This window comes from Pseudomonas reinekei, from assembly GCF_001945365.1.
Taxonomy (GTDB): Bacteria; Pseudomonadota; Gammaproteobacteria; order Pseudomonadales; family Pseudomonadaceae; genus Aquipseudomonas; species Aquipseudomonas reinekei.
The window spans coordinates 233,838-258,086 of sequence record NZ_MSTQ01000009.1 but is presented as its reverse complement, the minus strand read 5'-3'; the positions used below and the strand labels follow the sequence as shown (position 1 = coordinate 258,086).

Below are 24,249 nucleotides of genomic sequence, written 5' to 3'. Positions count from 1 at the left end.
TCGACCTGGTCGACAACCGATAATTTAAAAGTCAGTGTGTAATCACGCTGACTGCGCTTCGTGCCCGTATCCATTGCACCTTCCTGAAAAGAAGTCAGAAGGTGTAAACCTTATTCAGGACGGGACAAACTGCAACAAAAAGCCCCGGCTCTTTCGAGTCCGGGGCTTTTGCATTTCTACGGGAAGCGATTACAGCGTCGGGTAGTCGATGTAGCCGACCGGGCCCTTGGCGTAGAACAGTTCCGGACGCGCTTCGTTCAGCGGCGCATCGGCCTTCAGGCGTGCCGGCAGGTCCGGGTTGGCAATGAACGGTACGCCGAAGGCGACTGCATCGGCCTTGCCAGCGGCCAGCCAGGCGTTGGCGCTGTCCTTGGTGAAGCGTTCGTTGATGATGTACGGGCCGCCGAAGGCTTCCTTGATTTGTGGGCCGAGGCTGTCGGCGCCTTCTTTCTCGCGGGAGCAGATGAAGGCGATGCCACGCTTGCCCAGCTCACGCGCGACGTAGGTGAAGGTTTCGGCCGGGTTGTCGTCGCCCATGTCGTGGGAATCGGCGCGCGGTGCCAGGTGCACACCGACGCGGCCGGCGCCCCAGACTTCGATGGCGGCATCGGTCACTTCCAGCAACAGGCGTGCACGGTTTTCCAGGGAGCCGCCGTAGCGGTCGGTACGCTGGTTGGTGCTGCTTTGCAGGAACTGGTCGAGCAGGTAGCCGTTGGCGCCGTGGATTTCCACGCCGTCGAAACCGGCGGCCTTGGCGTTCTCGGCACCGGTGCGGTAAGCGTCGACGATGTCGGCGATTTCAGCGGTTTCCAGGGCGCGAGGCGTCGGGTAATCGGACAACGGGCGAACCAGGCTGACGTGACCTTTCGGCTGGATGGCGCTCGGTGCGACCGGCGCTTCACCATTCAAGTACAAAGAGTGCGAAACCCGGCCGACGTGCCACAGTTGCAGGAAGATCTTGCCGCCCGCGCCGTGGATCGCCTTGGTGACGTTAGCCCAGCCACGCACCTGATCGTTGGACCAGATGCCGGGGGTGTCTGGATAGCCCACGCCCATCGGCGTGACCGAGGTGGCTTCGCTGAGGATCAGGCCGGCGGAGGCGCGTTGTACGTAGTACTCGGCCATCAGCGCGTTGGGCACACGGCCTTCGTCAGCGCGGCAGCGGGTCAGCGGTGCCATGATGATGCGGTTGGACAGTTCGAGGTCGCCCAGTTTGATCGGATCGAAAATAGTCGTCATTTAATCGCTCTCTTTTGAAGATCAGTTAGTAGCGGGAGCCAGTTCGGGATTGCCGTTCTGACGGAAAGTAATCAGGGTCACCACCAGGGCGAGTACGGCCAGTGCGGCGGCCGCGAGGGGCACGCGGGTCAGGCCGAAACCGTGGGCAATCACGCTGCCGCCGACCCAGGCGCCGAGTGCGTTGCCGACGTTGAAGGCGCCGATGTTCAGGGTCGAGACCAGGTTCGGCGCGGCCTTGCCGTAGGTCACCACGTTGACTTGCAGGGCTGGCACGGCGGCGAAACACGCGGTGGCCCAGAGGAACAGGGTGATTTCGGTGGGGATCAGCGCAACGCTGGTCCAGGTCAGTACGGTGGAGACCACGGCCATGGCGATAAAGACGCCGATCAATGTGGCGGCCAGGCCCTTGTCGGCCAGCTTGCCGCCGATGATGTTGCCGACGGTCAGGCCCAGACCGATGAGCATCAGGGTCCAGGTCACGCCACGAGGCGAAACGCCGGTGACTTCGCCCAGCAGCGGCGCGACGTAGGTAAAGAGGGTGAACACGGACGCGGCGAACAGTGCGGTCATGCTCAGGGACAACCAGATACCGGCGCCTTTGAGGGCGCGCAGTTCGGCGCGCATGTCGAGTTTTTCTTCATCGCGCTTGGCCGGCAGGAAGCGGATCAGGCCGATCAGCGCGATCACACCAATCACGGTCACTGCCCAGAAGGTCGAACGCCAGCCGGCTTGCTGACCGAGGGCGGTGCCCAGTGGTACGCCCAGTACGTTGGCCAGGGTCAGGCCGGTGAACATCAGGGCCACGGCCGAGGCGCGTTTGTTCGCCGGCACCAGGCCGGCAGCTACCACAGATCCGATACCAAAGAAGGCGCCGTGACACAGGGCTGTGACCACGCGGGCAAACATCAGCACGTTGTAGTCACTGGCCACCGCGCAGAGCAGGTTGCCGATAATGAAAATGCCCATCAACGCCACCAGCGCTGCTTTGCGCGGCAGTCTGGCGGTGGCCAGCGCCATGAACGGCGCACCGATGGCCACGCCCAGGGCGTAACCGGTCACCAGCCAGCCGGCACCGGGAATCGACACACCGAGGTCGGCCGCCACATCGGGCAGCAAGCCCATGATGACGAACTCGGTGGTGCCGATGGCGAAGGCGCTCAAGGCGAGGATGAGTAGCGAGAGGGGCATGTTTGATTCCTTGTCGGCTGACTGACGTAAAGGGTCAGAGCGCTTTGCTGAAGACTTTGAGGAACTCCTGAATGGTTTCCTCATTGCGTTTGAAGAAGTGCCACTGGCCGACTTTGCGGCTGCTGATCAGACCGGCGCGTTGCAGGGTCGCCAGGTGTGCAGACACCGTTGACTGCGACAGGCCGCAACGTTGATCGATCTGCCCGGCGCAAACGCCGTGCTCGTTGCTGTGGGACTGGTCGGGAAATTCGACGGTCGGGTCTTTGAGCCAGTGCAGGATGTCTCGCCGTACCGGGTGCGCCAGGGCTTTTATTATTTCGTCGAGGTCGAGGTTCATGGTTGGGTGCTCGTGATCAGTAAAACGCTATATCGCGATGAGGCGAACTTTATATCGCTACTTCGCGATACACCAATATGATTTTGCTCTGAGAACAGAATAAATCGGTATATCGGGTTATAACGATACGCCGGGTGTGATCGAACAAGGGTGCAGTGCTAAGCTGCGCCCATGAACTATCTCGCACATCTTCACCTCGGTGGCCAGCGCCCCGGCCAATTGCTCGGCAGTCTGTATGGCGATTTCGTCAAAGGCAGGCTGCAAGGGCAGTTCGAACCGGAGGTCGAAGCGGCCATCCAGCTGCATCGCAGCATCGACGTGTTCACCGATCGGCACCCGTTGGTGGATGTTTCGTTGTCGCGGTTTTCCCTGACGCGCCGGCGCTATGCCGGCATCGTCCTCGACGTGTTTTTCGACCACTGCCTGGCCCGGGACTGGCGGCTGTATGCCGACCGGCCGCTGGAGCTGTTCACCTCGGATGTGTACCGGGCGCTGTCCAGCGAACGGCAACTGCCGGAGCGGCTGGCGAAGATCGCCCCACACATGGTGGCCAATGACTGGTTGGGGTCGTATCGGGAATTCGAAGTGCTGGAGCAGGTGCTGCGGGGGATTTCGCGGCGCTTGACCAAACCTGAAGAACTGGCGGCCGCAATGCAGGAATTGCGGGTGTTGTATGAGCCGTTGAGCGAGGATTTCCGGCTGTTCTACCCGCAGCTTCAGGACTTTGCGCAGAGCCATCCAACAACATAATCCCCCTGTGGGAGCGATGTCCCACAGGGGAATGTGTTCAGGCTGCGATGGCAGGGCGCAACGGGACTTGCTGTTTTTCCGGGATCGCCCCAAACAATGCCTTCTGCACCGCCTGCTGCGCCTCGAACGCCAGTGCCGCACGTTCACGACCTTCGCAAGCGATCGGCTTGAGCAGATGGATCTCCACCTGGCCCCGGTCGTTGGCGAACAGGCGCATCAGGTGCGAGAGCAAATCATCGTCGCCAATGAACGGGGCCAGCAGGCAAGGTTCGCCGTCACGCACATAACGAATCGCCACCGGTTGCAGCGCCACGTCGGAATCGATGGCGGCGGACAGCAGGCGCCCGTGGAACGTGCGCAAAGAACGGCCATCGGTGGTGGTGCCTTCCGGGAACATCAGCAGCGGATGCGCCTGCTCCAGGTGACGGGTCATTTGTTTGCGGATCAACTGGCTGTCGCCCGAACCCCGACGGATAAACAGGCTGCCGGCCTTGGCCGCCAACCAGCCTGCGACCGGCCAGGTGCGTACTTCGGCCTTGGACAGGAATGACAGCGGGGTGAGCATGCCCAGCAGCGGGATGTCGGTCCATGACACGTGGTTGCTGACCCACAGCATCGGCGCTTTCGGCAATTGACCATGCACGGTCACGTCGAAGGGCAGGGCATTGCTCAGGCGCGCCATGAAAAATCGCGACCAGCGCTGGCGACGCTGCATCGAATGGGCCAGGCCCAGACGTTCGAACACGCCGAACACACTGGCCATGCTCAGCCCCAGCGTCACCACCAGCAACACTCGCGCGATTCGCGCGTACACCCGCAGCCGGCTCATTACACCGCCGCCTTGAAGTGTCTGGCGTAGCGCGGGCAAAGTTCGTCGCGCTTGAGCAGGATGAACACGTCGGCAACCTGGAAGTCTTCGTCCCAGCACGGTTCGCCACAGATTTTCGCGCCCAGGCGCATGTAGGCCTTGAGCAGCGGCGGCATCTCGGCGATGACGTTGGAAGGAATGTCCAGGGTCGGCAGCGGTTTTTTCGGTTCGGCGCGCAGGTGTTCGGTGCACAGGTAGCGCTCGCGCAGACGCTGCATGATGGCGTGGGCCTGAATGCCGCCGTCCTGCATCGGAATGCTCGCGCAACCCATCAGGTAGCTGTAGCCGCCCTGGTTCAGCACTTCGGCCAGTTCGCCCCAAAGCACGGCGATGGTGCCGCCGTTGCGGTAGGCCGGGTCGACGCAGGTGCGGCCGATTTCCAGGATCGGCCCTTGCAGATGAACCAGGCCATGCAGGCTGAATTCTTCTTCGCTGTAGAACTTGCCCAGGCTGCTGGCGGCGGTGTGGTCGAGCAAACGGGTGGTCGCCACCAGACGCCCGGTGTTCAAGTCACGCACGCCGATGTGGGCGCAGTGAACATCATAGTCATCCATGTCCAGACCCAGTTCCGCGCCTTTCAGCTTGGCGTTGAACTCGCCGCTGAACACGTTGAAACGCAAGGCCTGAGCTTCCTGCAGAGCCTCGGCGCCCACCAGGCGTTCGGCTTGCAGGCGGCGTTCGTTGCCGGTGTCGCTGATGCGGGCGATCTGAGTCATGGCGAATCTCCGTGCGGGCTGCTCACCCGTCTTTGGGTTACAGCGGATCGACTTTCTTTATCCAGCCTTGTTGTGCAAAGTCAGGCTATGTAGCCCCGGTGTCATCGCCATGAAGCTTTGGTGATGCTTATATGACAGCCCAAAAGGAGCCTCTTATGCCCTGGCAAACCCTGTTGAATCGCCGCGATCGCTTGCCCGCCAACCCGGACCTGGGCGAAGGGTTCGCAACCCTGTTACAGCAATTGGGTACGGTCACGCCGTTCGAGTTGGCGGTGGCGGGAGGGCGTCTGATGGCGACCCCGGGGCTGGCGTTTCTGGTGGGGTATCAGGCGGCATTGCGCATGCTTTGGCCGAGCGCGCCACTCAGCCTCGGCGCCCTGTGCGCCACCGAACAACGCAGCCTGCGCCCGGCCGACATGCAAACCCGCCTGAACGGTTTGCGCGTCAGTGGTCGCAAGGATTTCGTCACCGCTGGCGATGCCGCCGACTGGCTGCTGATCGCCGCTCGCAGTGAGCAACCCGGCGACGATCCACGCTTGAGTCTGACGGTGGCCTATCCCGATGAGCCCGGTGTGCGGGTGGAAAAACTGCCGCCGATGCCGTTGATGCCGGATATCAGCCACGGTCGGTTGTTTCTGGATAACGCGCTGTGTGAACTGCTGGCGGGGGATGGCTGGGACGCGTACGTCAAACCGTTCCGCACCCTGGAAGATGTCTATGTGCTGAGTGCCATGACGGCGTGGCTGTATGGGGTGGGTCAGGACTGTGATTGGCCGCAGAATCTGCAGTTGCGCTTGCTGGCGTTGCTGGCCGGGTGTGCGGAAGCCAGTCGGCAGGCACCGAGTCATCCGGCTGGGCATGTGTTGCTCGGTGGCTTGTTTGCGCAGTTCGAAAGCCTCAAGGCTGAGGTCAATGAAGCGCTGGCCGAGGGACCTTTGGAGTGGGCGACGATGTGGCAACGGGATCAGGCGGTGATGGATCTGGCGGCGGGGGCCAGGGCTAAACGTCTTGCCAAGGCATTGGCGGCGACCTGACGGGCCTATTCGCGAGCAGGCTCGCTCCCACACGGGGAATGCATTTCAATTGTGGGAGCGGGCCTGCTCGCGAAGGCGATCTCATGACAGCACAAATTCCAGAACTGTCATCAACCTCGGCTAGGCTCAGCAGGTTTATCCCAAGAGCACCCACCATGGCCAAAGGCATGTCGCTGTTTTTTTTGCTGCTGATCAGTGCCTCGGCGCATGCCGAGAACTGGCCCGGGCAACAGTGGACGACCGGCCCGACCATTAGAGGCTCGGCGCTTGAGGCGCTTGAAGGCTACGCATTTCCAACGCGCAACGACACCACCCGGCAAGGCATCCGCACCGATGCCTTGCTGGTGATCCGCGACGGCCAGTTGATCTACGAACGCTACGCCGGCCCGACCACCGCCGAGACGCCGCACCTGACCTGGTCCATCAGTAAAAGCCTGATGGCCACGGTGCTCGGCGTGGCCTACGGCGAAGGCTTGTTCAAGCTTCAGGACCCGGTGCAAAAGTTCTATCCAGCACTGAAGCAGCACCCGGACCTGACCATGGCCGACTTGCTGCATTGGGCCTCGGGCATCGACTGGCAGGAAGACTACGAATACGCGCCGTTGAAATCCTCGGTGGTGGCCATGCTCTACACCCGAGGCCACCAAGACATGGCCGCATTCACCGCCGATCACGACCGATACGCGGCGCCGGGCCAGGCGTTTCGTTATTCCAGCGGCGACAGCAATCTGTTGTCCGCCGCGCTGAAAACCATCGTCGGTGCGAATCGCTATACGGACTTTCCATGGACCGCATTGTTCCAGCCGCTGGGCATTCGCCACGCGGTTTGGGAAACCGATGCCACCGGCACGTTCGTCGCGTCCTCGTATGCCTACCTCACCGCGCGGGATCTGGCGCGGGTCGGTTTGCTGATGGCCCGCGACGGTCGCTGGGGCGACAGGCAATTGCTGCCCAAGGATTGGGTCGCCTTCAACCGTGAACCGTTCGGCCACTACCGCGCCCATGAGGATGAGGCGGTCCCCGGCGGCCACTGGTGGCTCAATCGTGCGGTAGATAGTGCCGCGCAACCCTGGCCAGATGCCCCCGTCGATACGTTCGCGGCGCTGGGCCATTGGGGCCAGGCGATGTACGTGATCCCCAGTGAAAACCTGGTGATCGTGCGCTACGGCGATGACCGCGACGGCCGCTACCGGCACAACGAAATGCTCAAGCTCGCGCTGAAGGCGTTTGCCGGGAAGGGGCAGCCATGAGTGGTTTCATCAGGCGCCGACCGATCCGTTCATTGTTGTTGATCCTGCTGCTGGCCCTGCTTGGCTGGATCTGGCATGAGCGGGTCGCGCTGTGGGCGTTCCCCGACATCATCAGCGCCTACACCGCCAAGGAATATTGCTCGTGCCGGTATGTGATGAACAACGACGCCGAGTATTGCCGTGGCTATGTGAAACAGTGGCTGCCCACCAGCAGCTTCACCGATGACACCGCCAGCAAGCGCATCACCGTCAGCGGCATGGGCCGCAGCAACAGCGCCGCCTGGATCAGCGAACACCAAGGCTGCCGCCTGAACCCGGACCTGTAGGAGCCGGCTCCTATGGTTCCATCTAGTGGAACCACATTCGATTGTCCTCGCGCGCGACTCGCGGTTATCTGGCGGTGAGCGCGACCTGCCTTGATGTGTCGCGAAATCGAAACGAACAAAAAGAACGGGACTTCACCCGGCTCGAGGAAATCGTCATGACCCGACATCAGCACATCCTTGCCTGGCTCAGCGACGTGGCCAGCGACCTGCACGCCACCCGCCACGACATCCATGCCCACCCCGAACTCGGCTTCGAGGAAAGCCGCACCTCGGCGCTGGTGGCCAAATCCCTCGAATCGTGGGGCTACGAAGTGCACACCGGCATCGGCAAAACCGGCGTGGTCGGTGTCCTGCGCAACGGCAGCAGCCCGCGCAAACTCGGGATTCGGGCGGACATGGACGCACTGCCGATCATCGAAAATACCGGCGCCGCGTACAGCAGCCAGCATCAGGGTTGCATGCACGCTTGCGGCCATGACGGTCACACCACCATGTTGCTGGGCGCCGCGCGTTATCTGGCGGCAACCCGACAGTTCGACGGCACCCTGACCCTGATTTTCCAACCGGCCGAAGAAGGCCAGGGCGGTGCCGAAGCCATGCTCGCCGATGGCTTGCTCGAACGTTTCCCCTGCGATGCGCTGTTCGGCATGCACAACATGCCGGGCCTGCCTGCCGGGCATTTGGGTTTTCGAGTAGGGCCGATGATGGCCTCGCAGGATTTGCTCACCGTCACCATTGAAGGTGTTGGCGGCCATGGTTCGATGCCGCATCTGGCGGTCGATCCGCTGGTGGCGGCGGCGAGCGTGGTAATGGCGTTGCAAACGGTGGTCGCGCGCAACATCGATGCGCAACAAGCGGCGGTGGTGACGGTCGGCGCATTGCAGGCCGGGGAAGCAGCCAACGTGATTCCACAACAGGCGATCCTGCGCCTTAGCCTGCGTGCCTTGAACGCCCAGGTACGCGAACAGACCCTCGAACGCGTATGCGCAATCATCGAATCCCAGGCTAAGAGTTTTGGTTGCCGTTCGACAATCGAACATCGCCCGGCTTATCCGGTGCTGGTCAACCACGCCGCCGAAACCGAGTTCGCCTGTCAGGTGGGTGTCGAGTTGGTGGGCGCCGACGCAGTGGACGGCAACACGCCCAAACTCATGGGCAGCGAAGACTTCGCCTGGATGCTGCAACGCTGCCCCGGTGCCTACCTGTTCATCGGCAATGGTGTGTCGCGGCCGATGGTGCACAACCCCGCCTATGACTTTAACGATGACATTCTGCTGACCGGTGCTGCGTATTGGGCAGCGCTGACCGAGAGCTGGCTCAAGCCTGCCTGATTTCCTCACTTTCTACTGCCGCTGGACCGGGCGCGCGCTGTCGTGCCCGCCGTTACCCATCAGGTTTTTGGAGAGTAACCATGCAGACTTCAAGCACTGGCGTTTCGCGCACCCGGCAAGTGGTCGCCGCCGTTATCGGTAACGCGCTGGAATGGTATGACTTCATCGTTTACGGCTTTCTGGCGAGCATCATCGCCCGGCAATTTTTTCCCTCTGAAGACGAATTCGCATCGCTGCTGATGGCGCTGGCGACCTTCGGCGTCGGCTTCTTCATGCGCCCGGTGGGCGGCATTCTGTTGGGCATGTACTCGGACCGCAAAGGCCGCAAGGCAGCGATGCAGATGATCATCCGCCTGATGACCGTGTCCATCGCCCTGATTGCCTTCGCGCCGAACTACGCCGCGATCGGCATGGGCGCGCCGATGCTGATCGTGGTCGCGCGTATGCTGCAAGGCTTCGCCACGGGTGGCGAATACGCCAGCGCCACGGCGTTCCTGGTGGAGAGTGCGCCCGCGCATCGCAAGGGCTTGTACGGCTCGTGGCAATTGGTCGGGCAGTGCCTGGCGGTGTTTTCCGGCGCGGGCATGGTGGCGTTGTTCACCCACCTGTTGACCCCCGAGGCACTGGACAGCTGGGGCTGGCGGATTCCATTCATGATCGGCTTGTTGATTGGCCCGGTGGGCTTGTGGATTCGCAAGTACATGGAGGAACCGGAGGCGTTTCTTGAAGCGCGCAAACAGGCCAAGGGCGCCAGCCCCAGCCTGATGCAAGTGATCCGCGAACATCGCCGCGCCATTCTGGTGTCGATGGGCCTGGCGTGTGGTGCGACCGTGTCGTTTTACGTGGTGCTGGTGAACATGCCGACCTTCGCCCACAAGAATCTGGGCCTGCCGCTGGACCAGGTGTTGCTGGTGCAAATGCTCGCCGTGGCGCTGATGACGGTGATCATTCCATTGTCCGGGGCACTGTCGGATCGCCTGGGCCGACGCCCGGTATTGATGGCCTTCACCCTGGCGTTTTTCGTGATGGTGTATCCGCTTTACGTGTGGGTCGCGGCAGCACCTTCCATCGAGCGCTTGCTGGTGATGCAACTGTTGCTGTGCAGCGCGATTGGCGGTTTTTTCGGCCCGGCACCGACCGCGCTGGCCGAGCAGTTTCCGATTGAAGTGCGCTCCACCGGGGTTTCAGTGGCCTACAACGTGGCGGTCATGGTCTTCGGCGGTTTTGCGCCGTTGATCGTTACTTGGCTGAGCAAGGTATTGGCGACTCCGGTGGCGCCGTCGTTCTACGTGTTGTTCGCTTGCCTGCTGACGCTATTGGGGACTTACTGCATGCAGGAAGCACCACGGGCAAAGCGATCTGTCGAACTCAACCTTGAGGTGAAATCTTGAGCATCAATTCAATTGTAGAAATGGACGCCGATGCGCTGTCCCGGGCCATCCACGGGCGGCAGGTGTCTTGCCGCGAGGTGATGCAGGCGTATCTGGCGCAAATCGAACGCTTCAATCCGCAGGTCAATGCGCTGGTGTCGTTGCGTGCGGACGATCAATTGCTGGCGGAGGCCGATGCCTGCGACCGGCAGCTGGATCAAGGCCAGTCCCGTGGCTGGATGCACGGCATGCCGCAAGCGGTCAAAGACCTGGCCGCCACTTCCGGTTTGCGCACCACCATGGGCTCGCCGCTGTTTGCCGGGCAAGTTCCGCCACATGACGCCATCAGCGTGGCGCGGGTGCGTGACTGCGGGGCGATCATCATCGGCAAGAGCAACGTCCCTGAATTCGGTCTCGGTTCGCACACCTATAACAGCGTATTCGGCACCACCACCAACGCCTACGATCCGACGCTGGCCGCCGGTGGCAGCAGCGGCGGGGCGGCGGTGGCGCTGGCGTTGCGCATGCTGCCGGTGGCCGATGGCAGCGACATGATGGGCTCGCTGCGCAACCCGGCGGCGTTCAACAACGTCTTCGGTTTCCGCCCGTCCCAAGGCCGCGTGCCGCACGGTCCGCAGCCGGAGGTGTTTGTCCAGCAACTGGCCACTGAAGGGCCGATGGGCCGCACGGTCACCGATGTCACACGGTTGCTCGGGACGCAGGCCGGTTACGACTCCCGCGTACCGTTGTCGCAGACGCAGGACCCGGCCATTTTCCATCAGTCACTGGTGCAGGATTTCAGCGAGGTCCGCGTTGGATGGCTGGGGGACTACAACGGTTATCTGCCCATGGACCCCGGTGTGATGAGCCTGTGCGAATCGGCGCTGCAGGACTTCGCGGCGCTCGGTTGCAAGGTCGAAGCGTGTCAGCCGGATTTCTCCATGGAGCGCCTGTGGCAAACCTGGCTGACCCATCGGCATTGGCTGGTGCAAGGCAGCCTCGGTGCGTTGTACGCCGACCCACAGAAACGCGAGCAACTCAAACCCGAAGCGCAATGGGAGGTCGAGGGTGGGTTGCGCCTGACGGCAGCGGATGTCTATCAGGCTTCGGTCAACCGTAGCGACTGGTATCGGGCCTTGAACGCGTTGTTCCAGCGTTACGACTTCCTGTTGCTGCCCACCGCCCAAGTGTTTCCTTTTGATGCACAAACACCGTGGCCGCGCGTCGTTGGCGGGCAGAGCATGGACACATATCACCGCTGGATGGAAGTCGTCATCGGGCCGACGCTGGCCGGATTGCCGAGCATGAACGTCCCCGTGGGTTTCAACCCGGCCGGACTGCCGATGGGCCTGCAAATCATTGGCCCTGCCCAGGCTGACTTCGCGGTGCTACAACTGGCGTATGCCCACGAGCAGCTGACCCAGTGGGTCAAGCGTCGGCCGCCCGGTTGTCTGCAAAACGCCTGAGCCTTTGGGCGCGGCGCGCATCTTGCTGTACTTTGAAAAAAGAGCAAGCGAGCGTCCATTCCGGCTGAGGGAGATCGAACCGATGGAAACCAGGGCAGAAACCGGCAGCGTGCGTTCGGTCGAGCGTGCGTTGGCGATCGTCGAACTGCTGGGCGAGCATCAGGCGTTGGGTCTGGAGGAGCTGCATTACCTGACGCGCCTGCCCAAGGCCACCGTGTCGCGCATGCTGTTGACCTTGCAGGAGCAGGGCTGGATCTATCGCGGCTTGAGTGACCGGCGTTATCGCTTGTGCGCCAAGCGCCTGTTTGGCGACAGCCAGCAACGCTTCAAGCGGCGACTGGTGGAAAATGCCGCGCCGCTGTTGCTGGAGTTGAGCGAACGCACCGGGCTGGTGGTGGACCTGTCGTGCTTCGACGGCGAGCGGATCGAGGTCATGGAAAGTGCCATTCCCACGGTACTGCGCAAACGTTATCCAAACAATTGCCAGATCGTCGGCCAGCACGCCAGCCTGTTTCATTCGGCCATGGGCCGGGCGTGTCTGGGGGAACTGGACAGTCAGGAAGTGGAACGCCTGGCCGAGCGTGAACGGTTGAGCGACGAAACGCTGTTCAATGCCTCGCAAACGGCATTGCATCAGGGCTTTGGCCAGCGCACCGAAGGTTATTGGGAATACCCGGTGCGCTTGCCGTTCCTGATTCGCGCGGTGGCCTTGCCGATCCGTACCGATGGCCGACTGGTCGGCAGCATGGCGTTGCACTGGCCGATGGATCAGGCGCCGGTGGAGCGGGTGCTGAGCCTGCACCTCAACAGCCTGGCCACGACCATTGGCGATGTGCAGCAGGCGATGGCCTGAGTGGAACTTGTTTTGGTTTAGAGACTCAAGGCAACACATTTCTTGCAACCTGTGACAGGCCGGTTAAGGTTCAGCACAGGTTTACTTGCCCCCACGAGTCTCTATGTCCAAGCGGTCAGTCACCCACACCCTTGCTTTACTGCTGTTGGCCGGCGCTTCGCTGTCGGCCCAGGCCAACTGGTATCTGGACGGCGAGTCTTCGCGGCTGTCGTTCGTCAGCACCAAAAACGCCAATGTTTCCGAAGTGCAGCGCTTTCTGGTGCTGCACGGCAAAGTCGATCCCAAAGGCCTGGCGCAGGTTGAAGTCGAGCTGGACTCGATCAACAGCGGCATCCCGCTGCGTGATGAACGCATGCGTAACAACCTGTTCGAGATCGACAAATTTCCCGAAGCGCTGATCACCACGCAAATCGACCTGCGCCCGATCAACGACCTCGCGCCCGGTGCGCAACTGGAGTTGCGGCTGCCGCTGACTGTCGACCTTCACGGCAAGCAACACACCTACGACGCCGAACTGCTGGCCACCCGCCTGGATGACCGGCGCTTCCAGGTGGTGACGCTGGAACCGCTGGTGATCAATGCCGAAGACTTCGACCTGGCGCCGGGTCTGGAAGCGTTGCGCAAGGTCGCCGGTTTGTCGGCCATCAGCCTGTCGGTGCCGGTGGGTGCGGTGCTGATTTTTACGGCGCGTTGACATGGCCGGGGCGATTTTTCCTTGGCGTGAAGGCAACCACTTCGAACTGTTGATCGACGGTCCGCAATTTTTCCCGCGCATGCTGGTGGCGATTGCCCGTGCCGAGGAACAGGTCGAGCTGGAGTTGTACCTGGTGGAGGCGGGCGCCTGTGCCGAGGCCATGGTCCAGGCACTGGTCCAGGCAGCCGAACGCGGTGTGCGGGTGCGTTGCCTGTTCGATGATTACGGCAGCCTCGCGTTCACCCTGACCTTGCGCCAGCGCCTGATGGCGGCGGGGGTTGAGCTGCGTTTCTACAATCGCCTGAACTGGCGGCGCTGGGTCGGCAATTTTTACCGCGATCACCGCAAGCTGTTGCTGGTCGATCAGAGCATGGCGGTGGTCGGTGGCACTGGCGTCACCGATGAGTTCTGGACGCCGGGCGAAGACGTCAGTGAGTGGCACGAAGTGATGGTGGAAATCACCGGCCCGCTGGTGCTCGACTGGCAACTGTTGTTCGACCGCCAATGGACCGCCAACCGCCATCGCCGCGCCTGGAAACCCGCCGCGCATTTCGGCTTGCCGCGTTTGCCTCGCGTACCGTCGATGGGCCAGGGCATGGGCCGCGTTGCCTACGCCGACGCCCGCCAGCACCGTGACATTCTGCAGTCGTTGATTCGCGCGCTGAACAGCGGCCACAAGCGTATCTGGCTGGCCACGCCGTACTTTCTGCCGACCTGGAAAGTCCGTCGCTCATTGCGTCGTGCGGCTGGTCGCGGCGTCGATGTGCGCCTGCTGCTGACCGGGCCACGCACCGATCACCCGTCCGTGCGCTACGCCGGGCATCGCTACTATCCGCGCCTGCTCAAGGCCGGGGTGAAGATCTTCGAATACCAGCCGTGTTTCCTGCACCTGAAAATGGTGTTGATCGACGACTGGGTCAGCATCGGCTCGTGCAACTTCGATCACTGGAATTTGCGCTTCAACCTGGAAGCCAACCTCGAAGCACTGGACCCCGGACTGACCCGGGACGTGGCGGCGAGCTTCGAGAAGGACTTCGTGCTCAGCCAGGAAGTAAGCCTTGAGACATGGCGACGCCGACCGCTCTGGCGACGGATCAAGCAGCGGATGTGGGGATGGGTGGATCGGTTGGTGGTGAATCTACTGGATCGACGGGGTTGATCCCGCTCTTTTGAACACTGAAAACCACTGTGGGAGCGAGCCTGCTCGCGAAAGCGGTGTGTCAGCCAACGAAGAGGTTGACTGGCAGACCGCCTTCGCGAGCAGGCTCGCTCCCACAGGGTTATTGCGGTGTAACGGGATTAAAGCAACTCAAAACTCTGCTGCGTCACGTCCTGGGAATCCAGGCCGATCTGCACATTGAACTTGCCCGGTTCAGCCGCGTACTTGAGCTGGCTGTTGAAAAACTTCAGGTCATCCTCGGTGATGGTGAAGTGCAGGACCTTCTGTTCGCCCACCTTGAGCAGCACTTTCTGGAAGTTCTTCAGTTCCTTGACCGGGCGAATCATCGAGCCGGTCACGTCCTGGATGTACAGCTGCACCACGGTTTCGCCGTCACGCTTGCCGGTGTTTTTCACCGTGACGCTGGCGTCGAGCTTGCCGGTCCTGTTCAGCGTGGTCGACGACAAGGCCATGTCGCTCAGGCTGAAATCGGTGTAGTTCAGGCCGAAACCGAACGGGAACAGGGGACCGGTGGTGTCATCGAAATACTGCGAGGTGTAGTTGCCCGGCTTGCCCGGCGTGAACGGCCGGCCAATGCTCAGGTGGTTGTAGTAGGTTGGAATCTGGCCGACCGAGCGCGGGAAGGTGATCGGCAGTTTGCCCGACGGGTTGTAGTCGCCGAACAGCACGTCGGCAATGGCGTTGCCGCCTTCGGTGCCGCTGAACCAGGTTTCCAGGATCGCGTCGGCCTGTTCCTTCTCTTCGAGAATCGACAACGGGCGGCCGTTCATCAGCACCAGCACCAGCGGTTTGCCGGTGGCTTTCAGGGCGCGGATCAGCTCGCGCTGGTTTTCCGGGATGTTCAGATCGGTACGGCTCGACGATTCATGGGACATGCCACGGGACTCGCCCACCGCCGCAACCACCACGTCAGCATCCTTGGCGGCTTTTACCGCTTCGTCGATCAAGACGTTCGCCGGGCGCGGGTCATCGACCACTTCCGGGGCATCGAAGTTGAGGAAATTGAGGTAGTCGAGGACCTTCTTGTCGCTGGTGATGTTGGCGCCACGGGCGTAGATCAGGGTCGATTTATCGCCCAGCGCGGCACTCATGCCATCGAACAGGGTCACCGATTGCGCCGGGCGGCCGGCGGCGGCCCAACTGCCCATCATGTCGATCGGTGCCTTGGCCAGTGGACCGACCAGGGCCACTTTCGCGGTTTTCTTCAGCGGCAGGGTTTCGTTCTGGTTTTTCAGCAGCACCAGGCTGCGACGCGCGACGTCGCGGGCCTCGGCGCGGTGCAGGCGGCTGTCGGCATAGGTGTCGGCCGGATCATCCTCGGCCTTGCCGATGCGCAGGTACGGGTCCTTGAACAGGCCCATGTCGTACTTGGCGTCGAGCACCGCACGCACGGCGTTGTCGATATCGCTCTGCTGGATCTCGCCGGACTTCAGCAAGCCCGGCAGTTCCTTGCCGTACAAGGTGTCGTTCATGCTCATGTGGATGCCGGCCTTGATCGCCAGCTTCGCCGCTTCACGGCCATCGCGCGCGACGCCGTGTTTGATCAGCTCGAAAATCGCCCCGTGGTCACTGACGGCCAGGCCCTTGAAGCCCCAATCCTTGCGCAACAGGTCGTTCATCAGCCAGGTGTCGGCGGTGGCTGGCACGCCGTTGATCGAGTTCAGCGCCACCATCACGCCGCCGGCACCCGCGTCAATCGCCGCGCGGTACGGCGGCAGGTAGTCCTGGTACATCTTGACCGGGCTCATGTCGACCACGTTGTAGTCGCGACCGCCTTCGACCGCGCCGTACAAGGCGAAATGCTTGACGCTGGCCATGATGCTGTCGGCCGCATTGGCGCCAGCACCCTGGAACGCCTTGACCATCACCCCGGCAATGCGCGACACCAGGTACGTGTCTTCGCCGAAGCCTTCGGAGGTGCGACCCCAACGCGGGTCGCGGGAGATGTCGACCATCGGCGCGAAGGTGATGTCGAGGCTGTCAGCCGCGGCTTCCTTGGCGGCGATACGCCCGGACAGGCCGATGGCGTCCATGTCCCAGCTCGACGCCAGGGCCAGCGGGATCGGGAAAATGGTACGGTGGCCGTGGATCACGTCATAGGCGAAGAACATCGGGATCTTCAAGCGGCTGCGCATGGCCGCGTCCTGCATCGGACGGTTTTCCGGGCGGGTGATCGAGTTGAACGTGCCGCCGATGTTGCCCGCTGCAATTTCCTTGCGGATCATCTCCCGGGGCATTTCCGGGCCGATGCTGATCAGGCGCAGCTGGCCGATTTTTTCATCGAGGGTCATTTGCTTCATCAGGTTGCTGACGAAGGCGTCCTTGTTCTCCAGAGGTGCGGGCGTCGTGGCGGCCAATACGTTATGACTGGCCAGGCTGACGAACAGGCCCAGCAAACACAGCTTATTCATGAATAGTTTTCTCAAGGGCCCAAACGGCGATGTACACGCCGGCCAGCCAAAATTTAGGGAGCGACTATTGTTGTTCGGGTACCGGTGCAAAAAATGCCGGATACGGTTGTTTGCGCAGGGCATCTTTTAGCCCATTGCCCCGATGCAATCCAGTGGCGCGGCCGATTATGCCCCAAGAGCCGGCCGAGAGGGTCGCCGGTTGTTTTTTCCATGCCTGTGAAGGGAGCATCACTGATATGAATGTACGACAGTCCTACCGGTCGAGCCTGCAAGTTGCCACGTTACTCGTGCTTGCCTCGTTGCTGACCGCCTGCGGTATCAACAACATTCCGACCCTCGACGAACAGGCCAAGGCTGCCTGGGGGCAGGTGCAAAACCAGTATCAGCGGCGCGCCGACCTGATCCCCAACCTGGTGGAAACCGTCAAGGGCTACGCCGCCCATGAGAAGGAGACCCTGACTGCCGTGATCGAGGCCCGGGCCAAGGCGACCTCGATTCAGGTCGACGCTTCCACACTCGACAATCCGGAAAAACTCAAGCAGTACCAGCAGGCTCAGGATCAGCTCAGCGGTGCCTTGAGCCGCTTGATGGTGGTGTCCGAACGCTATCCGGACCTCAAGGCCAACCAGAATTTTCTCGCCCTGCAATCGCAGCTTGAAGGCACCGAAAACCGCATCAGCGTGGCCCGGCGGGATTTCATTCTGGCGGTGCAGAAATACAACACCGAGATCCGCACCTTTCCCGGTCGGCTGTGGCACAGCGTGATGTACAGCGACTTGCAGGTACGCGAAACCTTCGAAGCCACGCCGGGGTCGGAAAAACCGCCCGAAGTTAAATTCTGATCGGTGCGTCACCACGGGCGAGGTTGCACATGCGCGTCTTGAAAGCTGGCTTGGTGCTGTTGCTGTGGGTATTTGCCCTGGCGGCCCAAGCCGAATTGAAGTTCCCTGAACTGACCGGGCGGGTGGTGGACAACGCCGGGATGATCGAACCGGTGGTGCGTGAGCAACTGACGCAACAGCTTCAGGCCCACGAAAAAGCCACCGGTGAGCAACTGGTGGTCGTAACGTTGCCGGATTTGCAGGGCACTGACATTGCCGACTTCGGCTATCAACTGGGGCGCCACTGGGGCATCGGGCAAAAGGACAAGAACAACGGCGCGTTGCTGATTGTCGCGCGGGATGAGCGAAAGCTGCGTATCGAAGTCGGCTATGGCCTGGAAGATCGCCTGACCGATGCGCAGAGTTCGGTGATCATCCATCAGGTCATCACCCCTGCGTTCAAGACCGGCCATTTCAGCAAGGGCATCAGCGACGGTGTCGCGGCGATGCTGGTGGTGTTGGGCGGAAATCCGCTGGATGAACCATCGACCGTGTATGAATCCACCGGCGATCCGAGTGATGATTTCGTCTCGCGGCATCCGGGGCTGTTCGTGTTTTTGGTTCTGTTGTTCATCCTGACTGTGTTTGTTGGCCAGATGCTCGGTATTCTTCCCGCCGGCCGGGGCGGTTCAGGTGGCTCCGGTGGTGGTTTCGGTGGAGGCGGTTTTGGCGGTGGTGGAGGCGGGGGTTTTAGCGGCGGCGGTGGCAGTTTCGGCGGCGGTGGTTCGTCCGGCGGTTGGTAACGACTAAAATGAGCAGGCATTTCACGACATGGCATTACTGACTGAACACGAACAACGCAAAGTCGCCGAAGCGATTGCCCGGGTCGAGCGTGACACCGACGCCGAACTGGTGACCGTGCTCGCGGCCCGCGCCGACGACTATGCGTACATCCCGCTGCTGTGGGCCAGCCTGCTGGCGCTGGTGGTGCCGGGGATCGTGCATTACCTGACGGGCTGGCTGACCCTGCACAGCCTGCTGCTGGTGCAGTGGATTGCCTTCATCGTGCTGTGCCTGGTGTTCCGATTGCCGAAAGTCACCACCCACCTGATCCCGCGCTCGGTCCGTCACTGGCGCGCCTCGAACCTGGCGCGCCGGCAGTTCCTGGAGCAGAACCTGCATCACACCGAAGGCAGCACCGGCATTCTGATTTTCGTCTCTGAAGCCGAGCGCTACGTGGAGATCCTGGTGGACGAGGGCATTTCCAGCCGCCTCGACAATAAGAACTGGGACGCGATTGTCGCTGCGTTCACCCAGCAGGTGCGGCAGGGGCAGACGCTGCAAGGCTTCGTCAGCTGTGTCGAAGCCTGCGGCGAATTGCTCAAGGTGCATGTGCCGGTGACGCATGTGCGTAATGAGTTGCCGAACCGGTTGGTGGTGTTGGGCTGATCTCACTGACAATCCCTCGCCACAGATTCTTTGCCGTTCGGGAAATTAGCCGTGCCGTCGCACGCCATCCCCCCTAAAATACCCGCCATTCTCGATCCGCCCGCCTGAGGCCGTTTTTTCATGTCTGTCACCGCCACTCCCGCCAGCCTCGCGCCGGATCATCACGCCCAGTTCATCGACCTGTTGCAAAGCAGCCTCGAGCAAAGCGCCTTCATCAAACTGGTGCTGGCCAAGTACGTGGGCGATGAAACCGACCTGCAGCGGATCATCATCAAACCGGTGACGGTCAAGACCCAGCCTTGCCTGTCCTTCGTCTATCGCTACAAGACCCGCGACATCACCAAGAACCTGGCGCTGGCCGAAGGCGTGGCGCATATTGCCGAACTGCTGCCGGCGTCGTTCAAAAATGCGCATTTACTGGCATTGACCGACGAAGCCCAGCTGGAATACAGCAAAAAGGGCAAGCCTTCGCTGTTCAAGAGCAAACCCCAGCAATTGCGTGAAGTGCCGTCCGCCGAGCACAACCGCGAGAAAAACCGCTTTCTCGACCTGAGCCGACCGTTCCTCGCCGACCTCGGCGTGACCAACAGCAAGCACGAACTGATCCCGGCGATGTCGCGCAAGTGGAAACAGATCAACAAGTTCATCGAAGTGTTCAGCCATGCGCTGACCTCGTCGCCGCTGGTGCTGGACAAGCCGGTGCGCGTGGCGGACTTCGGCTCGGGCAAGGGTTACCTGACTTTCGCCATTCACGATTACCTGCGCAACACCCTGAACGCCGACGGCGAAGTGACCGGGGTCGAGCTGCGTGAAGACATGGTCACCCTGTGCAACGCGGCGGCGGCCAAGCTCGAGCATCCGGGGCTGGTGTTCAAGTGCGGCGATGTGCGCAGCGTGGCGCCGAGCGAGCTGGACGTGATGATCGCGCTGCATGCCTGCGACATCGCCACCGACTATGCCATCCACACCGGCATCCGTTCCGGGGCGTCGATCATCATGTGCTCGCCGTGCTGCCATAAGCAGATCCGCCTGCAAATCCAGAGCCCGGCGCTGCTCAAGCCGATGCTGCAATACGGCTTGCACCTGGGCCAGCAGGCGGAAATGGTCACCGACAGTTTGCGTGCGCTGTTCCTCGAAGCCTGCGGTTACGAAACCAAGGTGTTCGAGTTCATCTCACTGGACCACACCAACAAGAACAAGATGATCCTGGCGGTCAAACGCGCCGAGCCGGTTGATCCGGCCCAACTTTTGCTGAAGATTCAGGAGTTGAAGGATTTCTATTACATCAGCGAACATTGCCTGGAAACGCTGTTGCGCGCAGACGGCTTTCTCGCCGCTAAGGCTTGAGTTGAATCCCTTTCGGTAACGTGCCCGGTTGTGCCGGGCGCACCGCTGTCTTGCGCCCCAGCACCACCGTCACGATCACCCCGGCCGCAAACAGCCACGTCACCGGCTCGACGTGTTCGCCAAAGAACAGCGCGGAAAAGGCGATGGTGAAAAAGATCTGCAGCAATTGGATCTGACTGACCCGGGCGATGCCCCCCATTGCCAACCCGGCGTACCAGGCAAAGAAGCCGATGAACTGCGAAAACAGCGAGACGTAGCCGAATGCCCACCAGGTCTTGGCGGAGATCTCGCCCTGATGCTGCAGCGCCAGATACACCACCGGGCCGATCAGCAGTGGTGTGGATAGCACCAGCGCCCAGCAGATCACCTGCCAGCCGCCCATTTCCCTGGCCAATCGGCCTCCCTCGGCATAACCCAGACCACCCACGGCAATCGCACCGAGCATCAGCAAATCGCCCGCCTGAATGCTGCCGGCGCCGCTGATCAGCGCGTAACCGAGCACCAGCGCACTGCCCAACGCGGCGCAGGCCCAGAAGGCCTTCGACGGACGTTCATGGGACAACCACGCGGCGTACAGCGCCACGCACAGCGGCTGCAAGCCGTTGACCAGTGCACCGTGGGACGCCGGCAAGGTTTGCATGGCCCAGGCTGACAGCACCGGAAAACCAAGAATCACCCCGGCAATCACCAGGCTCAGGCCTTTGATCTGTTTCCAGGTCGGCCACTTTTCCCGCCGCCACAGCAATAGCAACGCGGCCGGAACCGCCGCAAACAGCGCCCGGCCCAAGCCATTGAGCAGCGGATGGAGTTCCTGCACGACGATGCGTGTGAAGGGCAGGGTGAGGCTGAAGATCACAACGCCGAGCAGGCCCAAGGCCATGCCGGTGTTTTCGCGGGAGGACATGATGGCGACCGAAATTGTGGGTGATTGGAAGTGCCTTCATCTAGCCATAAACCGTGGGGTTCGCGCTGTTACAGCTAGGCGCAGAGTTATCCGTACAGTTTGCGGACGCCTTCGCAAAAAGCCTGTTCCTGCATTGGAATGCATAATCCTGTGGGAGCGAGCCTGCTCGCGAAGAACGATGACACGGTAGTAGCTGGTTATTACCCTCTCCTGAAGAATCGGACTACCTTGAATACTCCCAAGCATTTCCCAGAGGAGTCCTCCCCATGGCCGCTAAAAAAATCCTGATGCTGGTCGGCGATTACGTCGAAGACTACGAAGTGATGGTGCCGTTCCAGGCGCTGCTGATGGTCGGCCATACCGTTCACGCGGTGTGTCCCGACAAAACCGCCGGCCAGACCGTGCGCACGGCCATCCATGACTTCGAAGGCGACCAGACCTACAGCGAAAAACCGGGTCACCTGTTCGCCCTCAACTTCGACTTCGCCAAGGTCAAGGCAGCAGATTACGACGCGGTGCTGATCCCGGGTGGTCGTGCGCCGGAGTACCTGCGACTGAACGAAAAAGTCCTGGAACTGGTACGCGATTTCGACAAGGCCGGCAAACCGATTGCTGCGGTGTGCCACGGCGCGCAATTGCTGGCGGCGGCGGGGATTCTCGAGGGGCGCGAGTGCAGCGCTTACCCGGCCTGTGCCCCGGAAGTGCGCCTGGCGGGCGGTACGTTTATCGATATTCCGGTGACGGACGGCCATGTTCAAGGCAATCTGGCCACGGCGCCGGCCTGGCCTGCGCACCCGAACTGGCTCGCCGGTTTCCTCGGTTTGCTGGGCACCCAAATCACGCTGTAACGAGGGAACCTGTCATGTGCGAGCTCTACGTCAAGGCTGACCCGATTCTCTACGAATCGCGTTCCCGCTCGCTGCGCATCTGCGGGGTGGTGACCACCCTGCGCCTGGAGAACCAGTTCTGGAACATCCTCAGCGAAATCGCGGAGGTCGACGGCATGACCACCAATCAGTTGATCGCCAAGCTGTATGAAGAGGTGATGGACTACCGCGGCGAGGTGGTGAACTTCGCCTCGTTCTTGCGGGTGAGTTGTACGCGCTATTTGAGTCAGCGACGGGTGGCTGCTCCGGAGTTGTCGGTGGTGAAGCGTTCAGTCAATTAGGTTTCAGCGTACTTACAGGCCCCATCGCCAGCAGGCTGGCTCCCACAGTGGATTTGTGTACATCAGTCCAATGTGGGAGCCAGCCTGCTAGCGATAGGGCCCACACAGGCGACAGAAACAGCAGGCTGGTCTTTACTCTGAAGCGCGCAACCTCTCAATCGCCAAGGAGAAACAGCATGTCCGGATGGTACGAAGTGAGTAAAAGCAGCACCGGTCAATTCCGGTTTGTATTGAAAGCGGCGAACGCCGAAACCATTCTGACCAGCGAGCTGTACACCACCCGCGCCGCAGCCGACAAAGGCATCGCGTCGGTCCAGGCCAATAGCCCGCTGGATGAGCGCTACGAAAAGAAAACCACCAAGGATGGCCATCCTTATTTCAATCTCAAGGCCGGCAATCACGAGATCATCGGCAGCAGTGAATCGTATTCCTCCGACGCCGCGATGGAGAAAGGCATCGCCAGCGTAAAGGCCAACGGCCCGAGCAAGGTGATCAAGGACAAGACCTTGCCGGTGCTTTGAACCCCGACACATCCCCTGTGGGAGCTGGCTTGCCAGCGATGGGGCCGGCACATCCAACGATGATGTCATCTGACATGACGCTATCGCTGGCAAGCCAGCTCCTGCAAAAGGGCTGTGCAGGGTGGCAGATCAACGTAGGGCTTTGAGCAACCCTTGCAGTTGTTCACAACCGGCCTCGCTCAGCGGGAACACCGGCAGCCGCGGATTTCCGACTTCCAGATCGGTCGCTCGCAAGCCCGCCTTGATCGTCGCCGGCAAGCCATCCTTGAGGATGAAGTCCAGCAATGGCAATTGGCGATAGAACAGCTCGCGCGCCTTGCCCAGATCATTGGCCAGCACTGCTTCGTACAAATCCAGATTGAGCTGCGCGATCAGGTTGGGCGCCGCCGTGCACCAGCCTTTGGCCCCGGCCGCGAACGCTTCCAGCGCCAGCGGGTTGCAGCCGTTGTAGAACGGCACCTGGCCCTCGCCCAGGCGTTGCAGTTGATGCATGCGCTGAATGTCGCCGGTGCTCTCTTTGACCATGGTCACGTTTTCCACGCCGTTGACGATGCGCAGAATCAGGTCCACCGACATGTCGGTGCCGCTGGTGGCCGGGTTGTTGTAGAGCATGATCGGCACGCCGATGCTGTCGCCGATGGCGCGGTAGTGGGCGAGGATTTCCGCTTCGCTGAGCTTCCAGTAGGACGTCGGCAGCACCATCACCACGTCAGCACCGCGGGCTTCGGCGAAACGTGCGCGGCGCACTGCTTTGGCGGTGGTCAGGTCGGACACGCTGACGATGGTCGGCACGCGTTTGGCCACATGGCTGATGCTGAACTCGGCGACCTGGTCCCACTCCGCATCACTGAGGTAAGCGCCTTCGCCGGTGCTGCCCAGTGGCGCGATGGCATGCACGCCGCCGTCGATCAAGCGGTCGATGGAACGCCCGAGCGCGTCAAGATCAACGCCTTCGCCGTTGGCGGTAAACGGGGTGATGGTGTAGCCGATGATGCCGTGAATGGTTGCGCTGGACATGGTGTTTCT

25 protein-coding genes are annotated in these 24,249 nt (G+C 61.6%); 17 read left to right on the top strand and 8 right to left on the bottom strand.

The genetic code is table 11. The features are described 5' to 3' along the window. Positions 1 to 189 precede the first annotated feature (189 nt). The 3 genes from BVK86_RS17240 to BVK86_RS17230 are packed head-to-tail and all read right to left on the bottom strand — an operon-like array spanning position 190 to position 2,764. On the bottom strand, positions 190 to 1,239 hold the full coding sequence (locus tag BVK86_RS17240) for an alkene reductase (RefSeq protein ID WP_075947554.1): 1,050 nt from the start codon (positions 1,237 to 1,239) through the stop codon (positions 190 to 192). 21 nt (positions 1,240 to 1,260) lie between these two features. Then, positions 1,261 to 2,427, bottom strand: a complete 1,167-nt coding sequence (locus BVK86_RS17235; RefSeq protein ID WP_075947553.1) for an MFS transporter — start codon at positions 2,425 to 2,427, stop codon at positions 1,261 to 1,263. 34 nt (positions 2,428 to 2,461) lie between these two features. Continuing rightward, on the bottom strand, positions 2,462 to 2,764 hold the full coding sequence (locus BVK86_RS17230; RefSeq protein WP_075947552.1) for an ArsR/SmtB family transcription factor: 303 nt from the start codon (positions 2,762 to 2,764) through the stop codon (positions 2,462 to 2,464). Positions 2,765 to 2,935: 171 nt separating this feature from the next. On the opposite strand from BVK86_RS17230, the gene BVK86_RS17225 reads away from it, so the two are divergent. Beyond that, positions 2,936 to 3,514 carry an acyl carrier protein phosphodiesterase gene (locus BVK86_RS17225; protein ID WP_075947551.1) on the top strand — a complete coding sequence of 193 codons (579 nt, stop codon included), beginning with the start codon at positions 2,936 to 2,938 and terminating at the stop codon, positions 3,512 to 3,514. Positions 3,515 to 3,551: 37 nt separating this feature from the next. Here the strand turns inward: BVK86_RS17225 and BVK86_RS17220 are convergent, their stop codons facing one another. After that, the gene (locus BVK86_RS17220) at positions 3,552 to 4,343 is read right to left on the bottom strand and encodes a lysophospholipid acyltransferase family protein (RefSeq protein WP_075947550.1); all 792 of its coding nucleotides are present in this window, start codon (positions 4,341 to 4,343) and stop codon (positions 3,552 to 3,554) included. Continuing rightward, entirely contained in the window at positions 4,343 to 5,098 is a 756-nt protein-coding gene (olsB, locus tag BVK86_RS17215; protein WP_075947549.1) for an L-ornithine N(alpha)-acyltransferase, read from the bottom strand. The genes BVK86_RS17220 and olsB overlap by 1 nt, the downstream gene beginning before the upstream one ends. A 155-nt stretch (positions 5,099 to 5,253) precedes the next feature. On the opposite strand from olsB, the gene BVK86_RS17210 reads away from it, so the two are divergent. The 9 genes from BVK86_RS17210 to BVK86_RS17170 all read left to right on the top strand — a co-directional run bounded on the left by BVK86_RS17210 (position 5,254) and on the right by BVK86_RS17170 (position 14,581). Next, complete coding sequence (locus BVK86_RS17210) at positions 5,254 to 6,132, top strand: acyl-CoA dehydrogenase middle domain-containing protein (RefSeq protein ID WP_075947548.1); 879 nt, start codon at positions 5,254 to 5,256, stop codon at positions 6,130 to 6,132. A gap of 155 nt (positions 6,133 to 6,287) precedes the next feature. Further along, positions 6,288 to 7,382, top strand: coding sequence for a serine hydrolase domain-containing protein (locus tag BVK86_RS17205; protein WP_075947547.1), 1,095 nt, complete (start codon positions 6,288 to 6,290; stop codon positions 7,380 to 7,382). Then, the gene (locus BVK86_RS17200; RefSeq protein ID WP_075947546.1) at positions 7,379 to 7,708 is read left to right on the top strand and encodes an amidase; all 330 of its coding nucleotides are present in this window, start codon (positions 7,379 to 7,381) and stop codon (positions 7,706 to 7,708) included. Before BVK86_RS17205 ends, BVK86_RS17200 begins: the two co-directional genes overlap by 4 nt. Before the next feature lie 155 nt (positions 7,709 to 7,863). Then, entirely contained in the window at positions 7,864 to 9,039 is a 1,176-nt protein-coding gene (locus BVK86_RS17195) for a M20 aminoacylase family protein (RefSeq protein WP_075947562.1), read from the top strand. A gap of 80 nt (positions 9,040 to 9,119) precedes the next feature. Continuing rightward, the gene (locus tag BVK86_RS17190; protein WP_075947545.1) at positions 9,120 to 10,430 is read left to right on the top strand and encodes a citrate-proton symporter; all 1,311 of its coding nucleotides are present in this window, start codon (positions 9,120 to 9,122) and stop codon (positions 10,428 to 10,430) included. 2 nt (positions 10,431 to 10,432) lie between these two features. Then, positions 10,433 to 11,875 (top strand): amidase, encoded by a 1,443-nt coding sequence (locus BVK86_RS17185; RefSeq protein WP_075947561.1) that lies wholly within the window; start codon positions 10,433 to 10,435, stop codon positions 11,873 to 11,875. An 82-nt stretch (positions 11,876 to 11,957) separates the two neighbouring features. Beyond that, positions 11,958 to 12,728, top strand: coding sequence for an IclR family transcriptional regulator (locus BVK86_RS17180; RefSeq protein WP_075947544.1), 771 nt, complete (start codon positions 11,958 to 11,960; stop codon positions 12,726 to 12,728). A 103-nt stretch (positions 12,729 to 12,831) separates the two neighbouring features. Then, positions 12,832 to 13,422, top strand: coding sequence for a YceI family protein (locus tag BVK86_RS17175; protein ID WP_075947543.1), 591 nt, complete (start codon positions 12,832 to 12,834; stop codon positions 13,420 to 13,422). Position 13,423: 1 nt separating this feature from the next. After that, entirely contained in the window at positions 13,424 to 14,581 is a 1,158-nt protein-coding gene (locus BVK86_RS17170; protein WP_075947542.1) for a phospholipase D-like domain-containing protein, read from the top strand. 140 nt (positions 14,582 to 14,721) lie between these two features. Here the strand turns inward: BVK86_RS17170 and bglX are convergent, their stop codons facing one another. After that, positions 14,722 to 17,013: a beta-glucosidase BglX gene (gene bglX, locus BVK86_RS17165; RefSeq protein ID WP_075947541.1), complete on the bottom strand. Its 2,292-nt coding sequence runs from the start codon at positions 17,011 to 17,013 to the stop codon at positions 14,722 to 14,724. A 236-nt stretch (positions 17,014 to 17,249) separates the two neighbouring features. Between bglX and BVK86_RS17160 the strand changes: the two genes are divergently transcribed. From BVK86_RS17160 to BVK86_RS17145, 4 genes are all read left to right on the top strand, one after another. Beyond that, positions 17,250 to 17,855 (top strand): LemA family protein, encoded by a 606-nt coding sequence (locus BVK86_RS17160; protein ID WP_075947540.1) that lies wholly within the window; start codon positions 17,250 to 17,252, stop codon positions 17,853 to 17,855. A 29-nt stretch (positions 17,856 to 17,884) separates the two neighbouring features. After that, on the top strand, positions 17,885 to 18,637 hold the full coding sequence (locus BVK86_RS17155; protein WP_075947539.1) for a TPM domain-containing protein: 753 nt from the start codon (positions 17,885 to 17,887) through the stop codon (positions 18,635 to 18,637). A gap of 28 nt (positions 18,638 to 18,665) precedes the next feature. After that, positions 18,666 to 19,283, top strand: coding sequence for a TPM domain-containing protein (locus tag BVK86_RS17150; RefSeq protein WP_075947538.1), 618 nt, complete (start codon positions 18,666 to 18,668; stop codon positions 19,281 to 19,283). Positions 19,284 to 19,403: 120 nt separating this feature from the next. Further along, positions 19,404 to 20,630 (top strand): class I SAM-dependent methyltransferase, encoded by a 1,227-nt coding sequence (locus BVK86_RS17145; RefSeq protein ID WP_075947537.1) that lies wholly within the window; start codon positions 19,404 to 19,406, stop codon positions 20,628 to 20,630. On the opposite strand, the gene BVK86_RS17140 is transcribed toward BVK86_RS17145, so the two are convergent. Next, entirely contained in the window at positions 20,620 to 21,534 is a 915-nt protein-coding gene (locus tag BVK86_RS17140; protein WP_075947536.1) for a DMT family transporter, read from the bottom strand. The two genes, BVK86_RS17145 and BVK86_RS17140, sit on opposite strands and share 11 nt — an antisense overlap. Positions 21,535 to 21,800: 266 nt before the next feature. Between BVK86_RS17140 and BVK86_RS17135 the strand changes: the two genes are divergently transcribed. From BVK86_RS17135 to BVK86_RS17125, 3 genes are all read left to right on the top strand, one after another. Next, positions 21,801 to 22,382 carry a DJ-1/PfpI family protein gene (locus tag BVK86_RS17135; protein ID WP_075947535.1) on the top strand — a complete coding sequence of 194 codons (582 nt, stop codon included), beginning with the start codon at positions 21,801 to 21,803 and terminating at the stop codon, positions 22,380 to 22,382. 14 nt (positions 22,383 to 22,396) lie between these two features. Next, the gene (locus BVK86_RS17130; protein WP_075947534.1) at positions 22,397 to 22,702 is read left to right on the top strand and encodes a ribbon-helix-helix domain-containing protein; all 306 of its coding nucleotides are present in this window, start codon (positions 22,397 to 22,399) and stop codon (positions 22,700 to 22,702) included. Between the two features lie 176 nt (positions 22,703 to 22,878). Continuing rightward, the gene (locus BVK86_RS17125) at positions 22,879 to 23,223 is read left to right on the top strand and encodes a YegP family protein (RefSeq protein ID WP_075947533.1); all 345 of its coding nucleotides are present in this window, start codon (positions 22,879 to 22,881) and stop codon (positions 23,221 to 23,223) included. A 129-nt stretch (positions 23,224 to 23,352) separates the two neighbouring features. On the opposite strand, the gene BVK86_RS17120 is transcribed toward BVK86_RS17125, so the two are convergent. Next, positions 23,353 to 24,240, bottom strand: coding sequence for a dihydrodipicolinate synthase family protein (locus tag BVK86_RS17120; protein WP_075947532.1), 888 nt, complete (start codon positions 24,238 to 24,240; stop codon positions 23,353 to 23,355). Positions 24,241 to 24,249: the final 9 nt, after the last annotated feature.